The organism is Dyadobacter sp. CY345 (assembly GCF_021502725.1).
Taxonomy (GTDB): domain Bacteria; phylum Bacteroidota; class Bacteroidia; order Cytophagales; family Spirosomataceae; genus Dyadobacter.
The window spans coordinates 829,591-852,492 of sequence record NZ_JAKFFS010000002.1 but is presented as its reverse complement, the minus strand read 5'-3'; the positions used below and the strand labels follow the sequence as shown (position 1 = coordinate 852,492).

Here is a 22,902-nt window from a genome sequence, read left to right as displayed (position 1 = left end):
AAACAATTCAGGTTTAGACAAAGATCGGCCGGCCAGAATTGTATATTTTTTCTACACACGCTATCTGAGATTACTATGAATGAAGATCTGCTCAGTTTTATATGGCAATTCCAATATTTTGATGCCTCAGATCTCCGGGTTGAAACGGGTGAAAGTATTCAAATTACAAGAACCGGAAACAGAAACAGCAACGCAGGACCTGATTTTTCAAATGCGCGGATCCGAATAGATGGTGTCGACTGGATTGGTTCCATCGAAATCCATACCAAATCTTCTGACTGGCTGGCACATGACCATACCGGCGATCCGGCTTACGAAAGTGTAATCCTACATGTAGTTTGGGAAAATGATATACCCATTTTTCGGCCCGACAAAACCTTACTTCCGGTTTTGTCTTTGAAGGGATTGGTCAAACTTTCAATTCTGGAAAGGTATGCTTCGCTGATGAGTGCGCAGGGAGTTTACGATTCTGTCGGGATTGCTTGCGGGGAACAATTTGCGTCAGTAAATGAACTTCAAAAACTTTCGATGCTCGACAAGGTTTTGCTGGAAAGGCTTGACCAGAAAGCTTCGAAGGTAATTGAATTATGGCATGCGAATCATCAGGATTGGGAAGAAACAGCATACCAGTGGCTGGGTCAGCATTTCGGATTTAAACTGAACGATCCGGCATTTTTGAGATTGACGCAAATTGTTCCATTAAAAATCTTACAAAAACATCGGAATCAGCTCACCCAGCTCGAAGCAGTACTTTTTGGATCGGGAGGTTTATTACCGGAAGATTCCGAAACGGAAGAAATTTATGTTCAGGAACTTCGAAGGGAATACAATTTCCTGGCTGGCAAATACCAGTTAAGAGATTTGCAAATGAACACACATGAATTCAAATTTCTCCGCCTCAGGCCAGCCGGATTCCCTACGATCCGTCTTTCACAGTTCGCCAGTTTAATCCAAAAAACCGGGGCGCTGTTTTCTGCGTTAACTACCGCAGATTCCGTTAAAGAATTAAATACATTATTTAATCTGAAACAATCAGATTACTGGATACATCATTTCCAGTTTGGCAAATTATCTAAAACAAACGTCCCTGTGATGGGAAAAGATGCCATTAATTTGTTGATTATTAATGCAGCTGTCCCGCTGCTCGTCGCCTATTCAAAGCAACGCCAACAACCTGAATTATTAGAAAAGGCATTAAGTTGGCTTAACCAGCTTCCGTCAGAAAATAACCGGATCACGCGTGAGTGGGAAACTTTGGAAATGAAAGTAAAAACGGCAGCAGATTCCCAGGCATTAATTGAGTGGTACAATCATTATTGTTCCGCTAAAAAATGTCTGGAATGCAATGTCGGCGCGACGCTGGTTCGTTCTTCTTAAACTCTGCTGACCAGATTCACGCCTGTAAGCAGGAAAACAGAACCAACCAAAAACGGCACAACGGATTCCCACTTCGTAACTGTAAGACCTAACACCGGTTTTTCAGAAAGAAAAGCGACACAAGCGAATAATAAAACTGCGATGCCCAACAACGTTAGCAGGGCTCCAAAAAAACGTTTAAACTGTGTACTTTCCATTTGGTATAGTAATGAAGCGATTCGTTCGGTTTACAAAGGTTTGCAAAAATATACAATCAGGAAATTTATTCAATCCATTGGTAGCATAATAAACCCGATTATTGGACAGAAAGGCCCATTTTCTTACCTTCTTCAACCATAAAGTGATAAGCTGGCTGGTATTCATTCGGAATTATTCCTTCCAGAATCGCTTCGCGAATAATTTCCTTCATAATCCCGACCTCCCGGGAAGGTTTCAAACCGAAAGTTTCTATGATAATTTCGCCGGAAATCACCGGCTGGAAACTTCGGAGTTTGTCGCGTTCTTCAAGGTCTTTCAGTTTTTGCTCAACAATATCAAAATTGTGAAGAAAACGCTTGACCTTATCAGGATTTTTGGAAGTGATATCGGCCCGGCAAAGTTTCATTAACGCTTCAATATCTTCTCCGGCTTCAACCAATAATCTACGCATGGCCGAATCCGTAATTTCCTCTTTTGACAAGACAATCGGGCGTAAATGCAGACGCACCAATTTTTTCACAAACCGCATTTTTTCATTCTGCGGAAGTTTCATCCTGCGAAAAATAACAGGAACCATCCGAGCGCCGATTTCTTCATGATTATGAAAAGTCCAGCCTGCTTTTTTGTCAAAACGTTTAGTGGCAGGTTTGGCGATATCATGTAAAATCGCCGCCCAGCGAAGCCACAAATCATCAGTATTCTGACTTACGTTATCAAGCACCTGAAGCGTATGGTAAAAATTATCTTTATGTCCTTTGCCGTCAATAGTTTCAACCCCTAACAATTCTATCATCTCAGGAAAAATGATGTGAAGAAGTCCGGCGTGAAAAAGCAGCTTGAAACCGTAAGATGGCGTCGGGGAAAGAATAATTTTATTAAGCTCGTCGGAAATCCTCTCCATCGAAACAATACTGATCCGGTCTTTCATACCAATGATTGCATCGAAAGTATCCGGCTCAATATCAAAGTTAAGTTGTGATGCAAAACGAATCGCGCGCATCATACGCAAAGGATCGTCTGAAAATGTGATTCCAGGCTCGAGAGGCGTACGAATTATTTTTTTTCGCAGGTCGCGCATTCCCTCAAACGGATCAATCAGGTCGCCAAAGTTATTCCGGCTCAGGCTTATGCCCATCGCATTGATCGTAAAATCCCGACGGTTCTGATCGTCCTGAAGTGTGCCGTCTTCAACAGCTGGTTTCCTGGAATCAGGGCTGTAAGATTCTCTTCTGGCTCCTACAAACTCCACTTCCAGATCGCCCTGACGGATTTGCGCTGTTCCAAAAGTTTTAAATATATTTACGTGGACATCCGGGCCAAGTTGCTGAGCAACAAGCTCTGCCAACTCAATTCCGCTTCCAATTGAAACGATATCAATATCTTTACTTGGTCTTTTCAGTATCAGGTCGCGGACGAATCCGCCAATAATATAGGCTTCAACACCGAGCTCTGCCGAAGCCCGGGCTACTATTTCAAGTATCGGATAATTTATAAGCTGCTCTTTGAAATTCATGCCGCAAAGGTAAGAAATTCTTGTTCTTTACATTTAGTTTAGACATAACCAAACAACAATCTGTTATCTGTTTATTATCAAATCTGCCGCTGCTCTGCACTATAATTGTTACTATTTTAACAAAAAACGTTAGCAGAAATAAGCCTTGAATCATTAACTTCATTAACGTTTCACATCCTGATCAATATACTTGTTACCGATAATGTCTTTCAAAACAATTCTATTTTTACTCAGCTTCATTTCCCCGTTCTCTGTTTGTCTGGGACAATCCGATTTGAAACTCATCGCTCATCGTGGTGGGATTGTTGATAGCACTTATACCGAAAATGGGCTTCCGGCATTGAAAAAGGCTGCCGAAGCGGGATATGCAATGGTTGAGATTGATATGCGGAAAAGCAAAGACGGAATATTACTTGCAAATCATGACGCCAATTTTTCGAGATACTATAATTCCCCGGGAAAGGTTGCAGAAACGAATTGGTCAGAAATTCAAAAGTTATCGAGTAAGATTGATCAAAATGTGCCGTTAAAATTGGAAGATATTTTCAGTTTTTGCCAATCCAACAAATTGGACGTTATGCTTGACAACAAAATTGAAGGTCTGGATATTACGCTTTTTAACCAGCTTATTGCGTTGCTTGATAAATATGATCTGCGTAAAAATGCATTAATGATCGGAACCGAAGAATCGACTGAGTTTTTCACCGGAAAAGTGAAATTGAGCTGCACGAGAAAACAACTGGAAGAAAATAAAAAGAGTAAAGATTACAGTCCTGATCATTATTTCCTCTTTGAACGCCCGGCCAATTTATCCCGGGAAGATGTGCTCTGGGCAGAAAATGAAAAAATCATGGTGGTTGCGGCCATCAATAAATATCATTACAGAAACGAAACAGATATGTATCAACATGCCAAATCAGACTGCAAAAAAATGCAGACTTATGGTGTAAAATACTTCCAGATAGATTCTGAATTCGGTCAGTTTTTCTAGACCAAGATCTTTACTGATTCACTTCATTTCTAACGATAGGTCGGTCAGGCTTTCACCAAACCCATTGCGACTGGACATTCGTTTTCTGAAACACCGAGGAGGCGATCATAACGATAAGGTGCACAGGAGCAAGCAGGATTGTGGTAACAACCAATGCTGCTAACCAGACGACTGCCACTAAGCTGCGTAAAAAAAATTCAACAACACTATTCATCTTAATAGAGAAGATTTACTTGTGAGAAAGTATTCCTAGGATGGGTAGACTACGTATATGAAACATATACGTTTCCAAGAATTATATAGATTGAAGGAGGATATTTTTAAATCAAAAATAGTCTAAAAATTATTGAAATAGTAAATATTAATAACAATAATTGTCACAAAACTTAACGCTAAATCATACAATAAATTGATTGTCAATAATTTACATAAAATAATGAAACCTTAATTTGCTAAATCAAGGTTTCGAAAATCACTTAAATACCGTAAAAATCAGCTGTTTACCATGAACATTGCCGACTGAGGAAAGCGGCCAAACAGTTCTTTTTTAAGATCATCGCTTATTGACAAAGTCGAAATGGCCTTGTCCATGCAGGTCAGCCAGGCAATTGCATCTTCTTCTCTGATCGGGTGAGGAATGTGGCGCGCACGTAGTCTCGGGTGACCATAAACCTCAGAATATAAGCCGGGGCCACCCAAAAATTGCGTCAAGAAGAGCCGTTGTTTTTCTTTTATTTCGTCTTTGTCACTTTTGAAAAGCCTTGCGATCAGTTCATGTTCGAAGACAAAATCATAAAAGCTATCCGTCAAAGCTCTTAACGTTTCTTCGCCGCCAATCCGGTCGTATAGTGAGGCATTCTCCATTTTATAAATTCAATTAAATCAATCACCAAAATATCTTCAACTTAGCACTCACGAAGCGTAACAAATATTAGCGCATTCAGAGTAACAGAACAGTCGTGATTTCTTTATAGTTTATATGATTCAGTTTAAGATTTCTTTCTTAGCAAATTACGGACTTTTAACACAACCTGAACGATACAAATATGACGAAGAAATTTATTTTTTTCATTTTTTGCCTTCAAATCGGGTTTCCAAATTTTGCACAGAAGACACCGAAAAATGCTGCAAAGCTTCAAAAATTACATATCCCGAAGGATAGCAGACATATCTTACAGGAAGACGGGACACCCTTTTTCTGGTTAGGTGATACCGCCTGGGAATTATTTCAACGGCTGGATTTTGCAGAAGCAGAAATGTATCTCAAAAACCGGGCTGGCAAAGGTTTCAATGTTATCCAAAGTGTTGTTTTAGCAGAATTTGACGGATTGACACAAGCGGATCAGCAAAAACAATTGCCGCTTATCAATAATGATCCTGCAAAGCCCAACGAACTGTACTTCAAACATGTCGAAAGCGTGATAGACAAGGCAAACAGCCTGCAAATGTATGTTGGACTTTTGCCGACCTGGGGAGATAAGTTTAATAAAAAATGGGGCATTGGTCCGGAAATTTTCACGCCTGAAAATGCCAGAATTTACGGAGCTTATCTCGCAGGAAAGTTTAAAAACAAAAAAATAATCTGGATTTTAGGGGGCGACAGAAGTCCTGAAAATGAAAAACATACGGCGATTATCCAGGCAATGGCAGCAGGTATAAAAAGTGTTATTGGCAACGACCAACTTATCACTTACCATCCAATGGGTGCGGATTATTCATCAAAATATTTCCATCAGGAAAGTTGGCTGAATCTCAACATGTTCCAGTCAGGGCATGGCGGCAAGGATATAAAAAACTACCAGATGATACGCAACGATTATAATTTATCTCCTATTAAACCAACACTGGACGGCGAGCCCAGGTATGAAGATCATCCGGTAAACTGGAAACCAGAACTGGGTTATTTCAATGACTTTGATACGAGACAGGCAGCTTACTGGGCAATGCTTTCCGGTGCTTGCGGACATACATACGGTTGCCATGATATCTGGCAGTTCTTTAATTATGACCGTAATCCTCCGGTATCGACTGCACGGACAAACTGGAAAACGGCGATGGATCTTCCAGGAGCTTATCAAATGGGATATATGAAGGACTTTTTCAGATCATTTCCCTGGCAAAATCTTGTACCTGATCAGTCGGTAATAAAAAACGAAAACCCGGAAGATGCGGGTTTTCAGATTGCTGCTGTTTCTAAAAATAAGGATTTTTTGATCGCCTATACTCTTTATGGCCGTTCGCTTAAAATTGATATGACCAAACTTTCCGGAAGTTCCTTTTACGCCTATTGGTTTAATCCAAGAGACGCAACAAGAATTAAAATCGGAGATGTAAAAGTTGATCAGACTTTTGATTTTAAGCCATATGCGGCTGGTCCTGGAACCGATTGGGTTTTAGTAATTCTGGATCGCGCGAAAATTTCCGGTCACAAAAACTAATCTAACACGCTTATTCAAACCGTAAATGTTTGACGGATTCACCTGATCTTGCCAGCTCGGTCAATGCCTCAATACCAATTTCAAGATGGGTCGTGACATAGTCAGCAGTTACTTTTTTATCACTTTCCTCCGTTTTCACTCCTTCCGGAACCATAGGATTATCTGAAACGAGAAGTAAGGCGCCGTGAGGAATAGAGTTTGCAAACCCGACGATAAAAATAGTAGCCGTCTCCATGTCGATAGCCATAGCACGAATTTCTCTCAGATATTCTTTAAAAGTATCGTCATGCTCCCAGATTCTGCGGTTCGTGGTATAAACCGTTCCGGTCCAATAATCCATATTGTGTTTGGCAATACTAGCCGACACTGTACTTTGGAGACGGAATGATGGCAGCGCAGGAATCTCGCTTGGCATGTAATCATCGCTGGTGCCCTCTCCGCGAATTGCCGCAATTGGCAGGATTAAATCACCGACCTGCGTTTTTTTCAATCCTCCGCATTTCCCGAGAAAAAGTACAGCTTTGGGACTGATCGCTGACAGTAAATCCATCACAGTTGCAGCCATCGGACTTCCCATACCGAAATTAATGATGGTAATATCGTTGGCCGTAGCCGTTTGCATTGCCCTTCCATGTCCCTTCACTTCGACCCCGAACTTCTCGGCGAACATGGTTACGTAATTAAAAAAATTGGTAAGCAATATATAACTTCCAAAGTCCTCAACGGCTGTACCTGTATAACGTGGAAGCCAGTTTTCTACGATTTGTTCTTTTGTAGTCATCATTTTGTTATGTCTGTTGGCATCGGTGGATGTGATGAGTATCTTCGCTTATGGAATCATTAAATCTGCCAGTCTTCGAATATAAAGTTAAAGAAGTGAATGGCAAACCGCATATTTTTGACATTATACGAAGAAAATTTGTATCCCTAACGCCCGAAGAATGGGTTCGTCAACATTTTATTCATTTGTTAATAAACCATTACGGATATCCAAAGTCACTTTTTGCGATTGAAACAGGTATGCGTTATCACACGCTGGCGAAAAGGACAGATATTATGATCTTATCAAAAGAAAGTTTGCCTTTTCTTTTAGTGGAATGTAAAGCGCCGTTCATTCCGGTTACTGAAACCACTTTTGCCCAGATCAGCCGCTATAACTTTACTTTGCAGCCGACCTACCTGGCTGTCACAAACGGCATGAGCCATTACTGTTTCAAAGCACAGGAAGGAACAATAAAATTTCTGGACGATTTCCCATTTTACAGAGAATGGAATTGATATAAAATTGATTATCTAAAATGGAAAAGCCTGCCAGACAAATTTGTCAGCAGGCTTTTCTAAAAGAGGGCTATTCTAATTTCTTGTTGAGAGCAATTATTTAACTGCAACCAATTTAACGTCAATTGTGAAATCGTCATTGATCATTTTGTCGCCAAGAGCAGCAGCGTCAAAGAAAGATTTCGAGTTGTATTTGATGTCGTATTTCGAACGGTCAACAACCAATTTACCAGTTACATCAGCACCTGATGCAGTTGGTTTAACAGTTACAGGGAAGGTTACAGGTTTTGTAATTCCTTTAATTGTAAGGTTACCAGTCACGTCATAAGTACCAGCAGATTTTGCAACCGCTTTTGTAACTACGAAAGTAGCAGTTGGGTGTTTTTCAACTCCAAAGAAATCCTCAGATTTCAAATGACCGATCAATTTTCCGTTGTACTCTTTATCTGTAAGGTCAGTATTTGTGATGCTTGTAAGGTCAGCAACAAATTTACCACCTGTCAATTTTGCACCGTCCATCATAACAGTACCTTCTTTCAACGCGATTTTACCAGTATGCTCGCCAGTTACTTTTTTACCTGTCCATACTAATTCACTTTTAGAAGCATCAACTTTAAGGTTTGTAGCTTTCGCTTTTCCGTCAGCCGCATTAACAGCTGTAAATGCGAACAAAGAAACTGCAACAGAAGCAGCAAACGATTTCAAAGAATTCATTGTAGTCATGATTAAAATTAAATTGATTGTTATTGATTTATTATTGTTTTAAGAATTACGTAATTTATCCAGTAATGAACTGATCAGGTCAGCCTCTTCCGGTGTTATTCTGGCCAGATTTTTTTCCCATGCTTCAATCTCAGGATCCAGATGCTTCAAAAGTTCGAGCCCCGTTTCAGTAATAATCACATCAACAGCGCGACGGTCGTTTGGACAAGATTTGCGGTCTACCAGTTTTTTAACCAGCAATTTGTCGATCAAACGGGAAGTATTTGAATTTTTGTCAAGCATGCGCTCGGCAATATCACTAACTTTGATCGGGCTTGGATGCTGCCCGCGTAAAATACGCAAAACGTTAAATTGCTGCGACGTGATATCATACTCCCGAAAGATATCCATCTGCTGATATTGGATCCAGTTGCTGGTGTAAACCAGATTCAGGCCCAGTCGCTGATAGGGACTTCGAAATTTTTTTTGTTTTATATCGGTTTCAATTGACATAGCTTATTTAATTTCATGCAATACCATGTATATACATATAATGTCGAAACATCTATTCAATCAAGTTAAGTTCCGGTTTCCAAAAAATATATAAAAATAATTTTCAGAAACTTTTCAATACCTCAAACAAAATTCTCATTATCAATTAGTTAGTTCGATTTCTTTTATTAAATATTTTATGTTTCAATTATCGAGGCCACTAATTCTAGCTTCAAATTCTCCCCGCAGAAAACAGTTATTACAAGAAACAGGATTTAATTTTTCAGTCGAGGTTATCCCGACGGACGAAAGTTTTCCTGAAAATATGCCAACCGGTGAAGTCGCTGGTTATATTTCTACACAAAAAGCCGAGATGTTCCGTGCGTTACATCCGGATAAATTAGTTTTGACAGCAGACACCGTTGTGATCATTGATGATATCATTTTGAACAAACCAAAGGATTACGATGAAGCACTTTACATGCTGAATATGCTCTCCGGAAAAACGCACGAAGTCATCACCGCAGTGAGTTTATTGTCGGACGACAGTATATACACCGTTTCCGATACTGCAAAAGTCACTTTCCGTTTACTGGAAAAAAGAGAAATAAAGCAATACATTGAACGTTATAAGCCGTTCGACAAGGCTGGTGGATATGGTATCCAGGAATGGATCGGCATGGTAGGTATCGAACGGATCGAAGGGTCGTTTTATACTATCATGGGTTTGCCTGTCCATCACGTTTATCAGCTTTTGAAGCCTTTCATTATTTTGTAAATCTGATGCAACCAGCTCTTCCGAAATTCATCCCCCGTGTCTGTTACGAAATATTCGTTCGCTCCTTTTGCGATTCGAACGGCGACGGCATAGGTGATCTGAATGGAATAATCTCAAAACTGGATTATCTGGCAGACCTTGGTATCGAAGGCATTTGGCTCACGCCGATCCATCCGTCACCGAGTTACCACAAATATGATCCCGTTGATTATTTCGGTATCGAGCCGGAATTTGGGACGATGGAGGATTTCAAGAGATTATTATCCGAAGCCCGAAAAAGGAATATTGTAGTTTATCTTGACCTGATCGTAAACCACAGCAGCACATTCCATCCGTGGTTTTTGGAGGCGAGCAAGGGAACATCAAATCCCTACCGGAATTTTTACTGGTGGCTATCGCCTCAGAAAATCGAGGAATTAGGACTTGCGGAAAGGCAAACCTCTGATGATTCAGATGAGGTTTACCCCTGGCACATTGTCGAAGGCGATCCTGAAAAATATTATGGTCTTTTCTGGAAAGGTATGCCCGACCTTAATTATAGCTCCGATGCTTTAAAAAATGAGTTGGAAAAGATAATAACATTTTGGCTGACGGAAGTCGGAATTGATGGTTTCAGATTGGATGCCGCCAGACATATTTATCCGATTTGGGAAAAAGAGAAAAACCATGATTTTTGGAAGTTTTTCAATGAAGTGGTTCAGAAAGTTAAACCAGGCGCATTTACCGTTGCCGAAGTTTGGGCAGAAACCTGGGAGGTTGCCCCATATCTCCAAAACCTGAATGCCACATTTCATTTTGACCTCAGTTTTGCATTGCAGCGGATTGCGATCCAGGGCAGAGATGAAAATATTGTTCAGCAACTACTGAATAGCTATGACCAATTCCGGCCGCATAATCCGAGTTTTGTTGATGCCATAATGCTAACTAATCACGATCAGGATAGAATTGGCAGTGTGGTTGCAAACCATCATGAAAAAATCAAACTGGCTGCCTGTCTCCTGCTGACTTTGCCCGGACAGCCTTATATTTATTATGGCGAAGAAATTGGCATGTTAGGAACGAAACCCGATCCGTACATTCGCGAGCCGTTTTTATGGTCCGAGCAGGAAAATGACCCTGATAAAACAAACTGGCTTCATGCTGAGTTTTCTACTTTGAAGACCATCGCGCCGTTATCCAAACAAAAAGATGATTCTGATTCCATATTCAGTCATTACAAGAAATTAATCGCTGTCCGAAAAGCAACGCCGGCACTGGCCCAGGTTATCAACCCAAATCTCGAAGAAGTAGAATCGCTGGATAATGAGATTATTGCTTTTGTCCGCACACATGAAACTGATCCAGTTCTGGTTATTCATAACCTCCATGAACATCCGAAAAATATTGAACTTCCGGAAAGCAAGAAAGATTTTAGGAACGTGCTTTTTTCAACTTACAACGATGTCCATGAAATTGGTGACAGCGTGGAGCTGGCTCCGTTTTGCAGTATAATTTTGGCAAAATCCCCCGCTCCTATTGCTGAATAAAATCGGTTTGCAGTAGTAATGCCCACATCAGCTTCTTTATATTGGATTAGTATCTTTCAACAGATCTTTCCCGTCCATGAAAAATTATTTCTTGTTATCCATTCTGCTGCTTGCCATATCCCTTTCAGTCTTTTCGCAGAAAGCCTATCCGACTTTGGGGAAAGTTACATACAACGATCCAAAACTTGAAAAACTTCTGCCGAAAGACTCCAAACTGGAAGTTTTGGCGATGGGATTCGACTGGTGCGAAGGACCGGTTTGGGTAAAAGACGGTGGTTATCTGCTATTTTCTGATGTACCAAAAAACACGGTCTACAAATGGGACGAGAAAAACGAACTTTCTATTTTTTTAAAACCATCCGGATACACAGGATTGGGTGCATACAGCAATGAACCCGGAAGTAACGGACTGATCATCGATAAAAAAGGGAGACTGATTTCCTGCGAACACGGCGACAGAAGAATTTCTGCCATGCCTTTATTGAACGGCGGAAAAGTGACACTTTCAGATAATTTCGAGGGAAAACGCTTTAACAGTCCGAACGATATTGTTGAACATATCAGTAATGGAAGTTACTATTTCACAGATCCTCCATACGGTTTGGCAAAACACGAGAAGGACCCGACCAGGGAAATTTCTTATTTCGGAGTATACCAGATCACGCCGAAAGGCGAAACGAAGATGGTTATAAGCGACTTGTCCAGACCTAACGGACTTGCTTTTTCACCCGACGGCAAAACACTTTATGTCAGCCAATCAGATCCTGAAAAGGCAATTCTGATGTCATATCCGCTGCTGGCAGACGGATCGGTTGGCAAAGGAAAACTTTTCTACGATGCCACTCCGATGAGTAAAACCGGTTTGTCGGGATTACCGGATGGATTAAAATTGGATATTGAAGGTAACATCTGGACCTCCGGACCTGGTGGAATTCTAATTATTTCACCGGAAGGGAAACTATTAGGCAAAATAGAAACGCTTGAAATTGCATCAAACTGTGCATGGGGAAACGACGGCTCAACGCTCTACATGACTGTGGACGGGTATTTGTGCAGGATTAAAACCAGTACCAAAGGAGCAAACTGGTAAAACAAATGGCTGCCTCAATTAAAATTTGAAGCAGCCATTTTCTTATTTATTCCCAATTCCTCGAAGGCCTAAAAGCGTGTCCTCAACGCTCTTTCGAACAGCGGGCCAGTTTGATTTTCCGTCTTTATAAACATGAACATAAGCTTTGTATAACGTTAACTGGTTTGCGTCGAGCTTATTTAATTCCTGACTTATATTTTCTCTGTCATTGGAAGACGCTGACCTGAAACGCTCTAGTAAACTAGCTTTTTGCTTTTCATTTATTTCAAGCTCATATAAAATCCGATCGGCGACTTTATCCATTTCCGAATACTGTTCCAGCGAATTTTGCTCTGTCACTGGTGTTCCAGTGGCCTTTCTCTCCGTTTTGATCTCAGTATTTAAGTTCTTTTCATCATCCCTACGTGTATCATAAGACGAAGATGGTTTAGAAACAGCGGCTGAATCTCTGGGATAACTGGCATAAGTTGTCCGACTGGAATAATCCCGTGAATCAGAAGAATCTGATTTACTCAAACTGCTTTTCAGATTTGCACAGGAGAAATTCAGCGAGGCAGCAAAAATCAGGACAATAAAGGTATATATCCGTGGCATAGTATTATCAATTAAAAATTATGTCTTAACCCAATATTAAGGTTTGGATTGAAGTAAAATACTTTTGGAAGTAGTTCGATATACCCACCGCCTTCAATAAAAAATGATGTTGGCTTTTGTGCAAAGAAAAATTCCAAACCGCCGGTAAAGGATGGGCCTGTCGAAATATTATTTGTATGAACGTTGGAATTAATATCTGGAAAATATCTTCGGGAATTGATTTGCACACCAACTCCTCCATAAGCTTGCATTCTGTCATTAAACATGGGGACCAGCCACAAATAAGTACCATTGACCATAAAGCCGATATCGGAATATTTACCTTCTCTGTATTCGTTAGTGCTTTTCAACAATCCGGTATAAGTCCCAACGGTAATATCAAGCGCATTTCTGTCACCATATTTTCGAAGCACCACACCGACCGGCTCTCCTAATTTAAAGCCAAGTGCCCATTTCTCAGGCTGTGCATTAGCAATTGAAAAAGTAAAAATAAATGCGAAAAGTAAAAGTGATCTTTTCATAAACGTGTTTGAATTATATTAAAAATGGGTTACTCACAATTCAATTTCGACGAAAAGCGGGCATATCAATATTGAATTAAAACCGCGCCAGAGCTTCTTCGAATTGCCTATTTCCTTAGACGATTAAGTTAAATTTTAGTAACATAAATTGCTGCCAAGGATAAGGTATCAAATGTTTCCTTTTAATCAAATTATGCCCTTGCCTTTGTTTCAGGATCAATTTATTTCTAATATTGGCCTAAATTTCCTTTATTACAAACTAAAATTTTGCCCGGTGGTTGATAAGACAAAGAGTAAAATCTTTAATTCCAAAGACTTAATAGCGTATTTTCTTGTAGCCGGGACAGGGGCAGTTGTTCAATTGCTTTGCAGTAGTTTATTCAAAGATTGGTTTGGCCTTACTTTTCAGGAATCCATTTTACCTGCTTACGCTGCATCATTTGTAGTAGGTTTTGCATTAACAAAATTATTCGCGTTTAATGCCAGAAAGACCAACCAGACCAGGAGAGAAATGGTGAAATTTCTGATGGTTGCTGTGTTTTCAGGATTCGTAACCTATATATTTTCTACCGGTGCCTATTACATTTCAGACAATTATTTCGACCAGCATAATTACTTGTTGCCATGGTCAAAAAAGTATGTGAATGTAAATGAAATGGCCTGTTATATCGTGGGGATGGGATTTAGTTTCATCAGCAATTATATCCTGCATAAAACATTCACATTTAAAAGCACTGGATTCTACAATCGTTTAAAAGTGCTGATTAGATAAATAATTTTGGCTTACAATATTTAAACCTCAAAATGATGATTCTAAAAAATCGCCGTTTTGAGGTTTTTTATTTTCGCTATCAATCTAAACATATATTACATCCTTTCCACGATAATCGCAGAAGCTCCTCCCCCGCCGTTACATATTGCAGCAAGGCCATATTTTCCATTTTTTTGTTCTAACACGGAAAGCAAAGTCGTGACAATTCTTGCACCAGAAGCTCCAAGCGGATGTCCTAATGACACAGCCCCGCCGAAAACATTCACTTTTTCCAGATCCAGTCCAAGTTCTTTGATATAGTAAAGCGCAACCACAGCAAAGGCTTCGTTGACCTCAAAATAGTCAATATCAGATATTTCCAAACCTGCTTTCTTCAACACTTTATTCGTTGCTAAGACTGGCGTCGTTGTAAACCAGGCCGGATCTTGTTCTGCGTCGGCATAAGCAACAATCCTTGCAATCGGCTTTAAATTTTGCTTTGCTACAACTTCCGCACTCGCAAGAACCAGTGCCGCAGCTCCATCATTAATGGTCGAAGCATTGGCCGCTGTAACTGTCCCGTCAGATGAAAAAACCGGTTTCAGGGATGGAATTTTATCAAATTTCACTCTTTTGAATTCTTCATCTTGGTCCATATAGGTTGACGCACCACCTTTGGGAGAAATTATTTCAACGGGTACAATCTCGTTTTTGAAATAGCCTTTTTCGCTCGAATCAGCACTTCGCTTGTATGATCGGATTGCAAATTCATCCTGCTCCTCACGTGAAATTTCATATTTCGAAGCTGTTTTATCGCCACAAAGCCCCATCGCACTTTGGTCGTAAGCATCGCTCAATCCGTCTTTGGTTAACCCATCAACAATTTCGCCATTTCCATACCCATAACCGTTCCTGGCTTTTGGTAAATAATATGGGATTTGTGACATATTTTCCATTCCGCCAGCCACCACAACATTTGCATCACCGAGCTGAATCGCCTGTGCGCCAAGAACAATAGCCTTCATGCCGGAAGCACAAACTTTGTTAACCGTAGTACAAATAACGTTAGGAGATAAATTAGCAAAAATCGCCGCTTGGCGAGCAGGAGCCTGCCCGAGATTTGCAGAAATTACATTCCCCATATACACTTCCTGTATTGACTCAGGATTTATTTCAGATTTTTCAACTGCGCCTATTATGGCGGCAGCACCAAGTTTAGCAGCGTGGATTATGGATAGTGTGCCGCCAAAGCTACCGATCGGAGTGCGGGCCGCGGCAAGAATAAAAACTTCCTCTTTCATGTTTCAGTTTTGTTGATTAGTCGTGGACCCGGAGGTCTCTTCGACAATATTTACTTTAACAATAAATATAACAAACCTGACTTAAAAAGAAGAAGTTTTTGCTTTCCGATGCGAATTTTGCTAGCCGGTAAGAAGTAATTTAACCGGTATTTTATTTTATTAATTTTCCTCACGTTTAAAGATCATCCGAACTTCGCGGCAATCTGTCGTATTCACCCTTTACACCATAGTACCCAAAAATCACCAATCCTGCGCAGATAGGGATGAAGATAATAATAATAATCGACCACTGCAATGTCGTATTGGTTCGAGCAATTCCGTCTGCGGCTGCATTAATTTTTTCTAATGCCTGCATAACCAGAAACAAAATCAACGTTGGCCCAAGCACGATCCAAACGATACCTAAAATTCTTTTTAATGCGTTCATATTTTCTATGTCTGTAATTTCGGATTTAAACTTTAAGGCAGATTAGCAACTTCTTAATCCATCACCTCCTGATCCCCATTGTTATTGATATAAACTGCGCCGATTATAAAGGAAAGCGTAGCAATTCCGATTGGATACCACAGCCCTGAAAGCGGCGTAGATCCTTGAAAAGATGCCACCAATGTCGCAATGAAAGGTACCAATCCTCCAAAAACCCCATTGCCTATATGATATGGCAGAGACATCGAAGTATACCTGATCTGTGTTGGAAATAACTCTACTAAAAATGCGGCAATCGGGCCGTAAACCATGGTTACTAGCAATACCTGAAAAAATACCAATCCGATAATAATCCAATAAGTACTTGAAGATAACGTAACGTCAGCGTAGGATATTTTAGGTTCTTCCGCAGCTTGGGCATTGTCGGTATGAATTGTTTCAACTTTGACTTCCTTAAAAGTACCTCCGCTTTTAAGTGTTTTTACAACAGTAGTCGTGATGACAGAATCAGCCGTTTCCGGATTAAATTTACTGGTAACTACGGGTGCGGAAGTCGATAACAATTCAGTCTTTTGAAATTCTCCGACATTTGTTGCGTCGATAAAATACTGATATATCGGTCGATAAAAAATAATTCCAAGCAACATCCCGGAAAGCATAATCCATTTCCGCCCCACTTTATCACTCCATGAACCGAACACAACAAAAAATGGCGTTGCAAACAGAATAGCCCATAAAAGTATATACCTGGATTCATTAAAGTCCAGTTTACATGTATTTTCTAAAAAGGATTGCGCGTAGAATTGACCTGTATACCAGATGACACCCTGCCCCATTGTCGCGCCAAAAAGTGCAAGTAACACCATCTTAAAATTGGCTTTTTTCTGAAAGCTTTCTTTTAATGGATTGGCAGAAATTTTCCCTTCGGATTTCAATTTTGTGAATACGGGCGACTCGTGCATTTTCATCCGGATATAGATCGATACACCGACCAATAAAATCGAAAGCAGAAAAGGAATCCGCCATCCCCAGTCTGCAAAAACCTCTGCTCCAAGAATATTTTTTGTCCCAACGATCACGCCAAGAGAAAGGAATAATCCAAGAGTTGCGGTTGTCTGTATCCAGCTGGTAAAAAATCCACGTTTGCCGGGAGGCGCATGTTCTGCCACATAAGTTGCCGCTCCTCCATACTCACCGCCAAGTGCCAAACCCTGCACAAGCCGGAGGATCAAAACTAAGATAGGCGCAGCATAACCAATGCTGGAATAAGAAGGAATAAGTCCGATTAAAAAGGTTGAACCACCCATCAAAACGAGGGTCAAAAGAAAGGTATATTTTCTACCGATCAAATCGCCAAGCCTGCCAAAAACCAATGCACCAAAAGGTCGGACAATGAAACCTGCCGCAAAAATTGCAAGCGTATTGATCAACGCCGATGCACCCGCGTCACTTGGAAATAATTGATTTCCTATAATAACAGCCAGGCTGCCAAAAATATAGAAATCATACCATTCTATTAATGTTCCCAGAGAGGAGGCGGCAATCACCTTGGTGATGCTTTGTGTGACATTGTCGTCAGGCTTAGACATTGATCAGAAAATGATGAGTAAATTTTAAAATTGAAATGGATTGCCGCTGGAAGCAATTACGAGGATAAGCAATAAAACCCCTTTCAATACTCATACACAAAGAAAAAAGCCTTCCCATTTCCTGGAAGGCTTTTCACTAAAATATGATATTTAAAAAATAGATGATTTGGATTATTTCACTTTCTCATCATCCAGATTATCCGTATCTTCTTCTTCAAGTTCATTAGTTACGTCGACATCGTCATTCTTATCCGACTTTCTCAACAAATCCGGATCGTCTTTTGGTGACCGGCCCTCTGGAGTATTTGTTGGGTAATCAGGAAAAATTGGCGCGTCTAAAATTGGTTTGCTTCTAGTCAACACATCCGGCTCTTTTCTCTTGCTTATCATGATATTTCAGTTTAAGATGTTGATTACTAAACTTATTTGAAACAAGTTTTTAAATAATCGTACCCGATTACATTCCTGCTATCCAGACATTTTTTGTGTAGAGATTTTTCCGTTCTTGTAGAACATGCACGCAATGAGAATGTCAGATTTCGACTTTTACATTTTAGCCATCATTTGGTAATCTCTCAAATCGTAATGAAATTGCTATTCCTAAATAAAATTTCTACCATCGATCCATACCTTAACTGTTAGGAAAGATTGTATTTCCCTTATTCCTAAAACCACTCAAAATGTTAAAAAAATTTGCTTCCCTGTTTATGCTGGCCGGGACTGTTTTACTAAATTCAATTTCCGCGGCAGCGCAGGATTCTACACTTATTATCAAAAAAACCAGCGACTTTAAAGTCAACGGTGAAGGAAGTGCCAAAAACTGGTCGGCGACAAATTGGTTTGATTTGCATGTTCAAACTGGCCCAAAACAATCTGTTCCCGGAAAAGCATTGCCGACAAAAGTAAAAATGCTTTACTCCGACAAAGGTGTTTACTTCCTTTTTGACTGTACCGATAAAAAACTTACTTCCACGATTATGGAAGATTTTGGCACTTTGTTCAAAGAAGATGTCGTAGAGGTTTTTCTATGGCCTGATACCTCCGAACCGATTTATCTTGAATATGAAATATCACCGCTGAATTATGAACTTGCAATTCTTGTCCCGAATTTGAATGGAAAAATGCAGGGTTGGAAGCCGTGGTTTTATAATGAAACAAACCGTGTTCAGCATGAAACAAGCGCACAAGGCGGACAGAAAAAAAGTATGGCTTCGGTTGAAGGTTGGAAAGCGGAGTTTTTTATTCCATACACGCTTATGAATCCTATTGTTCAGTCTCCACCAAAATCGGGCACCAAATGGAGAGGAAATTTTTATAGAATAGATTATGATTCTGAAACTGCCTATTATTCCTGGAAAAAAACGGGTGGAAGTTTTCACGAATTCAACAAATTTGGGACACTAGTATTTGAATAAACAGCATCAGAGCAATCATGAAAAAAATAACGTTTTTTTTAATTTGTTTACTTTCGGCAATCATGACATTGGCACAAACTCCGAAAACCAGGGAAATACTTTACATCGGAACATACACGCAGAAAGGCGAAGGAATTTATGTTTATGAATTCGATCGAAGTGATTTCTCTTACAAGGAATTGCAGATTTTTGTTAATAAAAACAGTCCTTCCTTTTTAGAATTCCATCCTAACAAGCAATTTGTCTATTCGGCGAATGAAGATAATAACACAATTTCTTCATACAAGATCGATCAGAAAACGGCGAAACTAACACTGATCAATGAAACATCGTCAGTCGGAAAAGGTCCGTGTCACGTCAGTATAGATCCGAAAGGGCGATTTATTTATGTTTCTAATTATGGCAGTGGGCAGCTTACTGTTTATCATTTGAATAAAGACGGCAGTATTGGGAAACTTGCGGACGCTATTCAAGACAAAGGAACAGGTTCTCAAAAACCACATATGCACTCTGTAGTCCCGTCTGCGGATGGCAAATTTATTTATGCGTCCGACCTTGGCATCGATAAAATTATGGTTTACATGGTTGACCAGAAAACCGGAAAACTTACTCCGGGAGCTGTTCCTTATGCCGAGGTTAAGTCAGGCGACGGACCCCGCCATTTTGCCATACACCCGAACGGAAATTTTGGTTACTCAGCATGTGAATTAACTTCTGTTGTCAATTCCTTTCAAATCGTCAAAAATACCGGTGCGCTGATTCCATTGGAACGCGTTAGTATGTTACCAGCGGATTTTTCAGGAAAAACCTTTGCAGCTGATATCCATTTTTCTCCGGACGGGAAATTTTTGTACGCTTCAAACCGGGGTCATGAGAGCATTGTCGTTTATTCGGTCGACGCCAAAACCGGAAAATTAACACCCGTTGGATATCCTGAAACACAGGGAAAACATCCTCGGAATTTTCTTGTGGATGAGAAAGGTGAACTGGTGTACGTCACAAACCGCGACAATAATAATGTCGTGTTCTTCAAAAGAAATAGTGAGACAGGCTTATTAACTTACACTGAGAAGGAAATAAGCATTCCGACGCCTGTTTGCGTGAAGCAGTTATTTTTGAAATAGTTCACCAAAAGTATTTTAGTCCAGCCTTTCAAAATATCTTTTTGGGAGGCTTTTTTTTCGATTTGAGTTCAAAATTTATAATCTACAATCTCCGTAAATACCAAAGTTTATTTTAGTATTTCTAATAATTAAAATAAATTAGTTACCTCAAAAAGAGTATTGACAAACATTTTCTGCATCCTATCTCTGTTCATCTGTTAAATGACCTTTAACTAACCTTTATCACTTTTATTCAGTTCTGTTTTATTATGATAAACCGCAGAGATTTAATTAAACATTTATCCACATTTCCACTACTTGGCGGATTTTTGGGAGAAGGAAATATTGAAAATATTGGATTCACGGCCAAGCTTCCAACCCGCAATCTGGCAAAGGAGCTGGGCATTAGAACTTTTATAAATGCGGCGGGTACCTACACGTTTATGACTGGATCGCTGATGCAGGACGAAGTGGTTGAAGTGATACAGGGAGCAGCGAAAGATTTTATGATACTGGATGAAGTTCAGACAAAGGTTGGAGAAAAAATTGCCGCATTAACGCACGCAGAAGCTGCCGTGGTTACTGCCGGTTGTTTTTCTGCCTTGACGCTTGGACTTGCAGGCGTATTGACTGGAATGGATCAAAAGAAAGTGGAGGCACTTCCGCATCTGGAAGGAACCGGTATGAAGTCAGAGGTGATTATTCAGAAAGGTCATAGCATTGGATATTCTCATGCGCTGACCAATACAGGTTGCAAAATGGTGGAAATTGAAACCTTGGAAGAACTGGAAAAAGCGATTAGCGAGAAGACTGCTTTGATGTGGTTCCTGCATATCCAGTCGGACAAAGGCAAGATTATGCATGAAAAATGGATAGAAGTTGCCAAAAAACATGGAATCCCAACGATGATTGATATGGCAGCAGACGTTCCGCCAGTAGAAAATCTCTGGAAATTCAATGATCTTGGCTTTGACCTGGTTTGCGTTTCGGGTGGAAAAGCAATGCGCGGACCACAGAGTGCCGGAATTTTGATGGGTAAAAAACATTTGATTGAAGCGGCAAGATTAAGCATGCCTCCACGCGGGTCTACGATCGGAAGAGGTATGAAAGTAAATAAGGAAGAAATTCTTGGGATGTATGTGGCACTTGACAATTTCGTCAAAATGGACCATAAAAATGAATGGAAAATGTGGGAAGATCGCGCCGCGCTGATTGCCAATGCCGCGAAAAGCGTGAAAGGTGTCAACGTCGAAACGTTTGCGCCGGAACTTGGAAATCATACCCCGACATTAAGAATTTCCTGGGAGGCAACGAAAGTAAATCTGCCCGTAAAAATGTTGCAGGATAGCCTTCGAAATGGCAATCCTTCAATCGAAATTATGCCTGGGGAAAACAATACACTGACGATTACAACCTGGATGTTGAAGGCGGGAGAAGAAAAAATCGTTGCTGCCAGATTGAAAGAAGAACTTTCCAAAGCAGTCGTTTAAGCTGCCCGGTTATTGATATTATTACTAAACCCAATAAGATAAAAATGAAGTTCAAATCCGTCATTCTTTTGCTCCTGATTAGCCTAAACAGTTTTGTTGTAAATGCTCAGACGTACAGCATACTGATTAAGGGCGGAACAGTGATTGATCCTAAAAATAATCTGAACGAGGTCATGGATGTCGCGATTTTTGAAGGAAAAGTCAAAAAGGTTGCAAAAAATATAGATGCCAAGGAAGCAAAACAGGTGGTGAACGCGAAAGGTATGTACGTAACGCCGGGCCTCATTGATATCCACGGACATGTTTTTTTCGGTACTCAGCCAGACCATTATCTGAGCAATGGTCTGGTGGCTCTGCCTCCAGACGGTTTCACTTTTCGTGTTGGCGTCACGACCATCGTTGATGCCGGCGGCGCGGGATGGGAATCTTTTCCTGAGTTTAAAAAGAATGTAATTTTAAGTTCTAAAACGCGGGTTTTATCCTTCTTAAATATCGTCGGACAAGGAATGCGAGGTGGAAATTATGAGCAGGATACCAGCGATATGGATGCTCAAATGGCCGCAGCCGTCGCGATCAAAAATAAAAATGATATTGTCGGCTTTAAAGTTGCACATTTTATTGGAGCAGACTGGACGCCCATTAAACGTGTTGTCGAAGCAGGAACGCTGGCCAATATGCCGGTAATGATTGACTTTGGAGGAAATAACCCGCCACTTTCGCTCGAAACCTTGTTCACACAATATCTGCGTCCGGGAGATATTTTTACACATGCTTACACGCTGCTGGACGGAAATACAAGGGAGACAATCGTGGATGAAAAAACGCAAAAAGTGAAACAATTTGCGCTGGATGCACGAAAGAAAGGAATTATTTTTGATGTTGGTTATGGCGGAGCAAGTTTCAATTATTCGCAGGCTATCCCGGCGATTAAAAGTGGATTTTATCCCAATACGATCAGCACAGATCTGCATACGGGCAGCATGAATGCATCGATGAAAGATATGCTGAGTATCATGTCAAAATTTCTGGTGATGGGCGTTGATCTTCCCAATGTTATTAAAGAAAGTACCTGGGCACCGGCACAAGCAATCAAACGCGAAAATCTTGGCCACATTTCTGAAAATGCTATCGCAGATCTTGCTATCTTTTCCATGCGGGAAGGAAATTTTGGCTTTTACGATAAAACTGGCTATAAAATGGAAGGAAAGCAGAAGTTAGAATGCGAGATGACCATCAAAGGCGGGAAAATCGTTTATGATTTAAATGGTATCGCGCTGCAAACTGCACTGAAATAAACAATCCAGTTCAATCAATTATAATTTAAACAT

At 40.4% G+C, this 22,902-nt stretch carries 25 protein-coding genes; 12 read left to right on the top strand and 13 right to left on the bottom strand.

All coding sequences use genetic code 11. The features are described from left to right. The first annotated feature begins 75 nt into the window (after window positions 1-75). Complete coding sequence (locus L0657_RS13350; RefSeq protein WP_235151294.1) at window positions 76-1,377, top strand: DUF2851 family protein; 1,302 nt, start codon at window positions 76-78, stop codon at window positions 1,375-1,377. Here the strand turns inward: L0657_RS13350 and L0657_RS13345 are convergent. Together L0657_RS13345 and L0657_RS13340 are read right to left on the bottom strand one after the other, a co-directional pair. Then, window positions 1,374-1,574: a hypothetical protein gene (locus L0657_RS13345; protein ID WP_235151293.1), complete on the bottom strand. Its 201-nt coding sequence runs from the start codon at window positions 1,572-1,574 to the stop codon at window positions 1,374-1,376. The two genes, L0657_RS13350 and L0657_RS13345, sit on opposite strands and share 4 nt — an antisense overlap. 98 nt (window positions 1,575-1,672) lie before the next feature. After that, entirely contained in the window at window positions 1,673-3,088 is a 1,416-nt protein-coding gene (locus L0657_RS13340; RefSeq protein WP_235151292.1) for a CCA tRNA nucleotidyltransferase, read from the bottom strand. Between the two features lie 202 nt (window positions 3,089-3,290). Here L0657_RS13340 and L0657_RS13335 point away from each other — a divergent pair, with 202 nt between their 5' ends. Then, window positions 3,291-4,079 carry a glycerophosphodiester phosphodiesterase family protein gene (locus L0657_RS13335; RefSeq protein ID WP_235151291.1) on the top strand — a complete coding sequence of 263 codons (789 nt, stop codon included), beginning with the start codon at window positions 3,291-3,293 and terminating at the stop codon, window positions 4,077-4,079. Between the two features lie 52 nt (window positions 4,080-4,131). Here L0657_RS13335 and L0657_RS13330 read toward each other — a convergent pair whose 3' ends face one another. Both L0657_RS13330 and L0657_RS13325 read right to left on the bottom strand, forming a co-directional pair. Next, window positions 4,132-4,293: a hypothetical protein gene (locus L0657_RS13330; RefSeq protein ID WP_235151290.1), complete on the bottom strand. Its 162-nt coding sequence runs from the start codon at window positions 4,291-4,293 to the stop codon at window positions 4,132-4,134. A 278-nt stretch (window positions 4,294-4,571) separates the two neighbouring features. After that, window positions 4,572-4,943 (bottom strand): globin, encoded by a 372-nt coding sequence (locus tag L0657_RS13325; protein WP_235151289.1) that lies wholly within the window; start codon window positions 4,941-4,943, stop codon window positions 4,572-4,574. A gap of 182 nt (window positions 4,944-5,125) precedes the next feature. On the opposite strand from L0657_RS13325, the gene L0657_RS13320 reads away from it, so the two are divergent. Further along, window positions 5,126-6,517: a glycoside hydrolase family 140 protein gene (locus L0657_RS13320; protein ID WP_235151288.1), complete on the top strand. Its 1,392-nt coding sequence runs from the start codon at window positions 5,126-5,128 to the stop codon at window positions 6,515-6,517. A gap of 10 nt (window positions 6,518-6,527) precedes the next feature. Here L0657_RS13320 and L0657_RS13315 read toward each other — a convergent pair whose 3' ends face one another. Next, entirely contained in the window at window positions 6,528-7,298 is a 771-nt protein-coding gene (locus tag L0657_RS13315; protein ID WP_235151406.1) for an AMP nucleosidase, read from the bottom strand. Between the two features lie 50 nt (window positions 7,299-7,348). On the opposite strand from L0657_RS13315, the gene L0657_RS13310 reads away from it, so the two are divergent. After that, on the top strand, window positions 7,349-7,795 hold the full coding sequence (locus tag L0657_RS13310) for a type I restriction enzyme HsdR N-terminal domain-containing protein (RefSeq protein WP_235151287.1): 447 nt from the start codon (window positions 7,349-7,351) through the stop codon (window positions 7,793-7,795). 96 nt (window positions 7,796-7,891) lie between these two features. Here the strand turns inward: L0657_RS13310 and L0657_RS13305 are convergent, their stop codons facing one another. Continuing rightward, a complete protein-coding gene (locus L0657_RS13305) occupies window positions 7,892-8,509 on the bottom strand; it encodes a YceI family protein (protein WP_235151286.1) in 618 nt (205 codons plus the stop codon). 48 nt (window positions 8,510-8,557) lie between these two features. Beyond that, complete coding sequence (locus L0657_RS13300) at window positions 8,558-9,010, bottom strand: MarR family winged helix-turn-helix transcriptional regulator (protein ID WP_235151285.1); 453 nt, start codon at window positions 9,008-9,010, stop codon at window positions 8,558-8,560. Window positions 9,011-9,188: 178 nt separating this feature from the next. Here L0657_RS13300 and L0657_RS13295 point away from each other — a divergent pair, with 178 nt between their 5' ends. From L0657_RS13295 to L0657_RS13285, 3 genes are all read left to right on the top strand, one after another. Next, window positions 9,189-9,767: a nucleoside triphosphate pyrophosphatase gene (locus L0657_RS13295; RefSeq protein WP_235151284.1), complete on the top strand. Its 579-nt coding sequence runs from the start codon at window positions 9,189-9,191 to the stop codon at window positions 9,765-9,767. A 5-nt stretch (window positions 9,768-9,772) separates the two neighbouring features. Further along, window positions 9,773-11,293: an alpha-amylase family glycosyl hydrolase gene (locus tag L0657_RS13290; RefSeq protein ID WP_235151283.1), complete on the top strand. Its 1,521-nt coding sequence runs from the start codon at window positions 9,773-9,775 to the stop codon at window positions 11,291-11,293. A gap of 76 nt (window positions 11,294-11,369) precedes the next feature. Then, window positions 11,370-12,383, top strand: a complete 1,014-nt coding sequence (locus L0657_RS13285; protein WP_235151282.1) for an SMP-30/gluconolactonase/LRE family protein — start codon at window positions 11,370-11,372, stop codon at window positions 12,381-12,383. Between the two features lie 42 nt (window positions 12,384-12,425). On the opposite strand, the gene L0657_RS13280 is transcribed toward L0657_RS13285, so the two are convergent. Then, entirely contained in the window at window positions 12,426-12,977 is a 552-nt protein-coding gene (locus tag L0657_RS13280; protein ID WP_235151281.1) for a hypothetical protein, read from the bottom strand. 11 nt (window positions 12,978-12,988) lie between these two features. Further along, window positions 12,989-13,498 (bottom strand): hypothetical protein, encoded by a 510-nt coding sequence (locus L0657_RS13275; protein ID WP_235151280.1) that lies wholly within the window; start codon window positions 13,496-13,498, stop codon window positions 12,989-12,991. Window positions 13,499-13,772: 274 nt separating this feature from the next. Here L0657_RS13275 and L0657_RS13270 point away from each other — a divergent pair, with 274 nt between their 5' ends. Next, window positions 13,773-14,270: a GtrA family protein gene (locus L0657_RS13270; protein ID WP_235151279.1), complete on the top strand. Its 498-nt coding sequence runs from the start codon at window positions 13,773-13,775 to the stop codon at window positions 14,268-14,270. 95 nt (window positions 14,271-14,365) lie between these two features. On the opposite strand, the gene L0657_RS13265 is transcribed toward L0657_RS13270, so the two are convergent. The 4 genes from L0657_RS13265 to L0657_RS13250 form a co-directional block, all read right to left on the bottom strand. Further along, window positions 14,366-15,550, bottom strand: a complete 1,185-nt coding sequence (locus tag L0657_RS13265; RefSeq protein ID WP_235151278.1) for an acetyl-CoA C-acyltransferase — start codon at window positions 15,548-15,550, stop codon at window positions 14,366-14,368. 175 nt (window positions 15,551-15,725) lie between these two features. Beyond that, window positions 15,726-15,977: a DUF6814 family protein gene (locus tag L0657_RS13260; RefSeq protein ID WP_235151277.1), complete on the bottom strand. Its 252-nt coding sequence runs from the start codon at window positions 15,975-15,977 to the stop codon at window positions 15,726-15,728. Window positions 15,978-16,030: 53 nt separating this feature from the next. Then, entirely contained in the window at window positions 16,031-17,566 is a 1,536-nt protein-coding gene (locus tag L0657_RS13255; RefSeq protein ID WP_235151276.1) for an MFS transporter, read from the bottom strand. A gap of 171 nt (window positions 17,567-17,737) precedes the next feature. Then, window positions 17,738-17,956 carry a hypothetical protein gene (locus L0657_RS13250; protein WP_235151275.1) on the bottom strand — a complete coding sequence of 73 codons (219 nt, stop codon included), beginning with the start codon at window positions 17,954-17,956 and terminating at the stop codon, window positions 17,738-17,740. Window positions 17,957-18,246: 290 nt separating this feature from the next. Here L0657_RS13250 and L0657_RS13245 point away from each other — a divergent pair, with 290 nt between their 5' ends. The 4 genes from L0657_RS13245 (at window position 18,247) to L0657_RS13230 (ending at window position 22,869) form a co-directional block, all read left to right on the top strand. Then, the gene (locus L0657_RS13245; protein ID WP_235151274.1) at window positions 18,247-18,981 is read left to right on the top strand and encodes a carbohydrate-binding family 9-like protein; all 735 of its coding nucleotides are present in this window, start codon (window positions 18,247-18,249) and stop codon (window positions 18,979-18,981) included. Between the two features lie 17 nt (window positions 18,982-18,998). Further along, window positions 18,999-20,105, top strand: coding sequence for a lactonase family protein (locus tag L0657_RS13240; RefSeq protein WP_235151273.1), 1,107 nt, complete (start codon window positions 18,999-19,001; stop codon window positions 20,103-20,105). A 248-nt stretch (window positions 20,106-20,353) separates the two neighbouring features. Beyond that, entirely contained in the window at window positions 20,354-21,574 is a 1,221-nt protein-coding gene (locus tag L0657_RS13235; protein ID WP_235151272.1) for an aminotransferase class V-fold PLP-dependent enzyme, read from the top strand. A 44-nt stretch (window positions 21,575-21,618) separates the two neighbouring features. Continuing rightward, window positions 21,619-22,869 carry an amidohydrolase/deacetylase family metallohydrolase gene (locus tag L0657_RS13230; protein WP_235151271.1) on the top strand — a complete coding sequence of 417 codons (1,251 nt, stop codon included), beginning with the start codon at window positions 21,619-21,621 and terminating at the stop codon, window positions 22,867-22,869. The last annotated feature ends 33 nt before the right edge of the window (window positions 22,870-22,902 follow it).

Coding starts and splice junctions, on each gene's coding strand:
- L0657_RS13350 (WP_235151294.1), top strand. CDS start 76: ATGAATGAAGATCTGCTCAGTTTTATATGGCAATTCCAATATTTTGAT.
- L0657_RS13345 (WP_235151293.1), bottom strand. CDS start 1,574: ATGGAAAGTACACAGTTTAAACGTTTTTTTGGAGCCCTGCTAACGTTG.
- L0657_RS13340 (WP_235151292.1), bottom strand. CDS start 3,088: ATGAATTTCAAAGAGCAGCTTATAAATTATCCGATACTTGAAATAGTA.
- L0657_RS13335 (WP_235151291.1), top strand. CDS start 3,291: ATGTCTTTCAAAACAATTCTATTTTTACTCAGCTTCATTTCCCCGTTC.
- L0657_RS13330 (WP_235151290.1), bottom strand. CDS start 4,293: ATGAATAGTGTTGTTGAATTTTTTTTACGCAGCTTAGTGGCAGTCGTC.
- L0657_RS13325 (WP_235151289.1), bottom strand. CDS start 4,943: ATGGAGAATGCCTCACTATACGACCGGATTGGCGGCGAAGAAACGTTA.
- L0657_RS13320 (WP_235151288.1), top strand. CDS start 5,126: ATGACGAAGAAATTTATTTTTTTCATTTTTTGCCTTCAAATCGGGTTT.
- L0657_RS13315 (WP_235151406.1), bottom strand. CDS start 7,298: ATGACTACAAAAGAACAAATCGTAGAAAACTGGCTTCCACGTTATACA.
- L0657_RS13310 (WP_235151287.1), top strand. CDS start 7,349: ATGGAATCATTAAATCTGCCAGTCTTCGAATATAAAGTTAAAGAAGTG.
- L0657_RS13305 (WP_235151286.1), bottom strand. CDS start 8,509: ATGAATTCTTTGAAATCGTTTGCTGCTTCTGTTGCAGTTTCTTTGTTC.
- L0657_RS13300 (WP_235151285.1), bottom strand. CDS start 9,010: ATGTCAATTGAAACCGATATAAAACAAAAAAAATTTCGAAGTCCCTAT.
- L0657_RS13295 (WP_235151284.1), top strand. CDS start 9,189: ATGTTTCAATTATCGAGGCCACTAATTCTAGCTTCAAATTCTCCCCGC.
- L0657_RS13290 (WP_235151283.1), top strand. CDS start 9,773: ATGCAACCAGCTCTTCCGAAATTCATCCCCCGTGTCTGTTACGAAATA.
- L0657_RS13285 (WP_235151282.1), top strand. CDS start 11,370: ATGAAAAATTATTTCTTGTTATCCATTCTGCTGCTTGCCATATCCCTT.
- L0657_RS13280 (WP_235151281.1), bottom strand. CDS start 12,977: ATGCCACGGATATATACCTTTATTGTCCTGATTTTTGCTGCCTCGCTG.
- L0657_RS13275 (WP_235151280.1), bottom strand. CDS start 13,498: ATGAAAAGATCACTTTTACTTTTCGCATTTATTTTTACTTTTTCAATT.
- L0657_RS13265 (WP_235151278.1), bottom strand. CDS start 15,550: ATGAAAGAGGAAGTTTTTATTCTTGCCGCGGCCCGCACTCCGATCGGT.
- L0657_RS13260 (WP_235151277.1), bottom strand. CDS start 15,977: ATGAACGCATTAAAAAGAATTTTAGGTATCGTTTGGATCGTGCTTGGG.
- L0657_RS13255 (WP_235151276.1), bottom strand. CDS start 17,566: ATGTCTAAGCCTGACGACAATGTCACACAAAGCATCACCAAGGTGATT.
- L0657_RS13250 (WP_235151275.1), bottom strand. CDS start 17,956: ATGATAAGCAAGAGAAAAGAGCCGGATGTGTTGACTAGAAGCAAACCA.
- L0657_RS13245 (WP_235151274.1), top strand. CDS start 18,247: ATGTTAAAAAAATTTGCTTCCCTGTTTATGCTGGCCGGGACTGTTTTA.
- L0657_RS13240 (WP_235151273.1), top strand. CDS start 18,999: ATGAAAAAAATAACGTTTTTTTTAATTTGTTTACTTTCGGCAATCATG.
- L0657_RS13235 (WP_235151272.1), top strand. CDS start 20,354: ATGATAAACCGCAGAGATTTAATTAAACATTTATCCACATTTCCACTA.
- L0657_RS13230 (WP_235151271.1), top strand. CDS start 21,619: ATGAAGTTCAAATCCGTCATTCTTTTGCTCCTGATTAGCCTAAACAGT.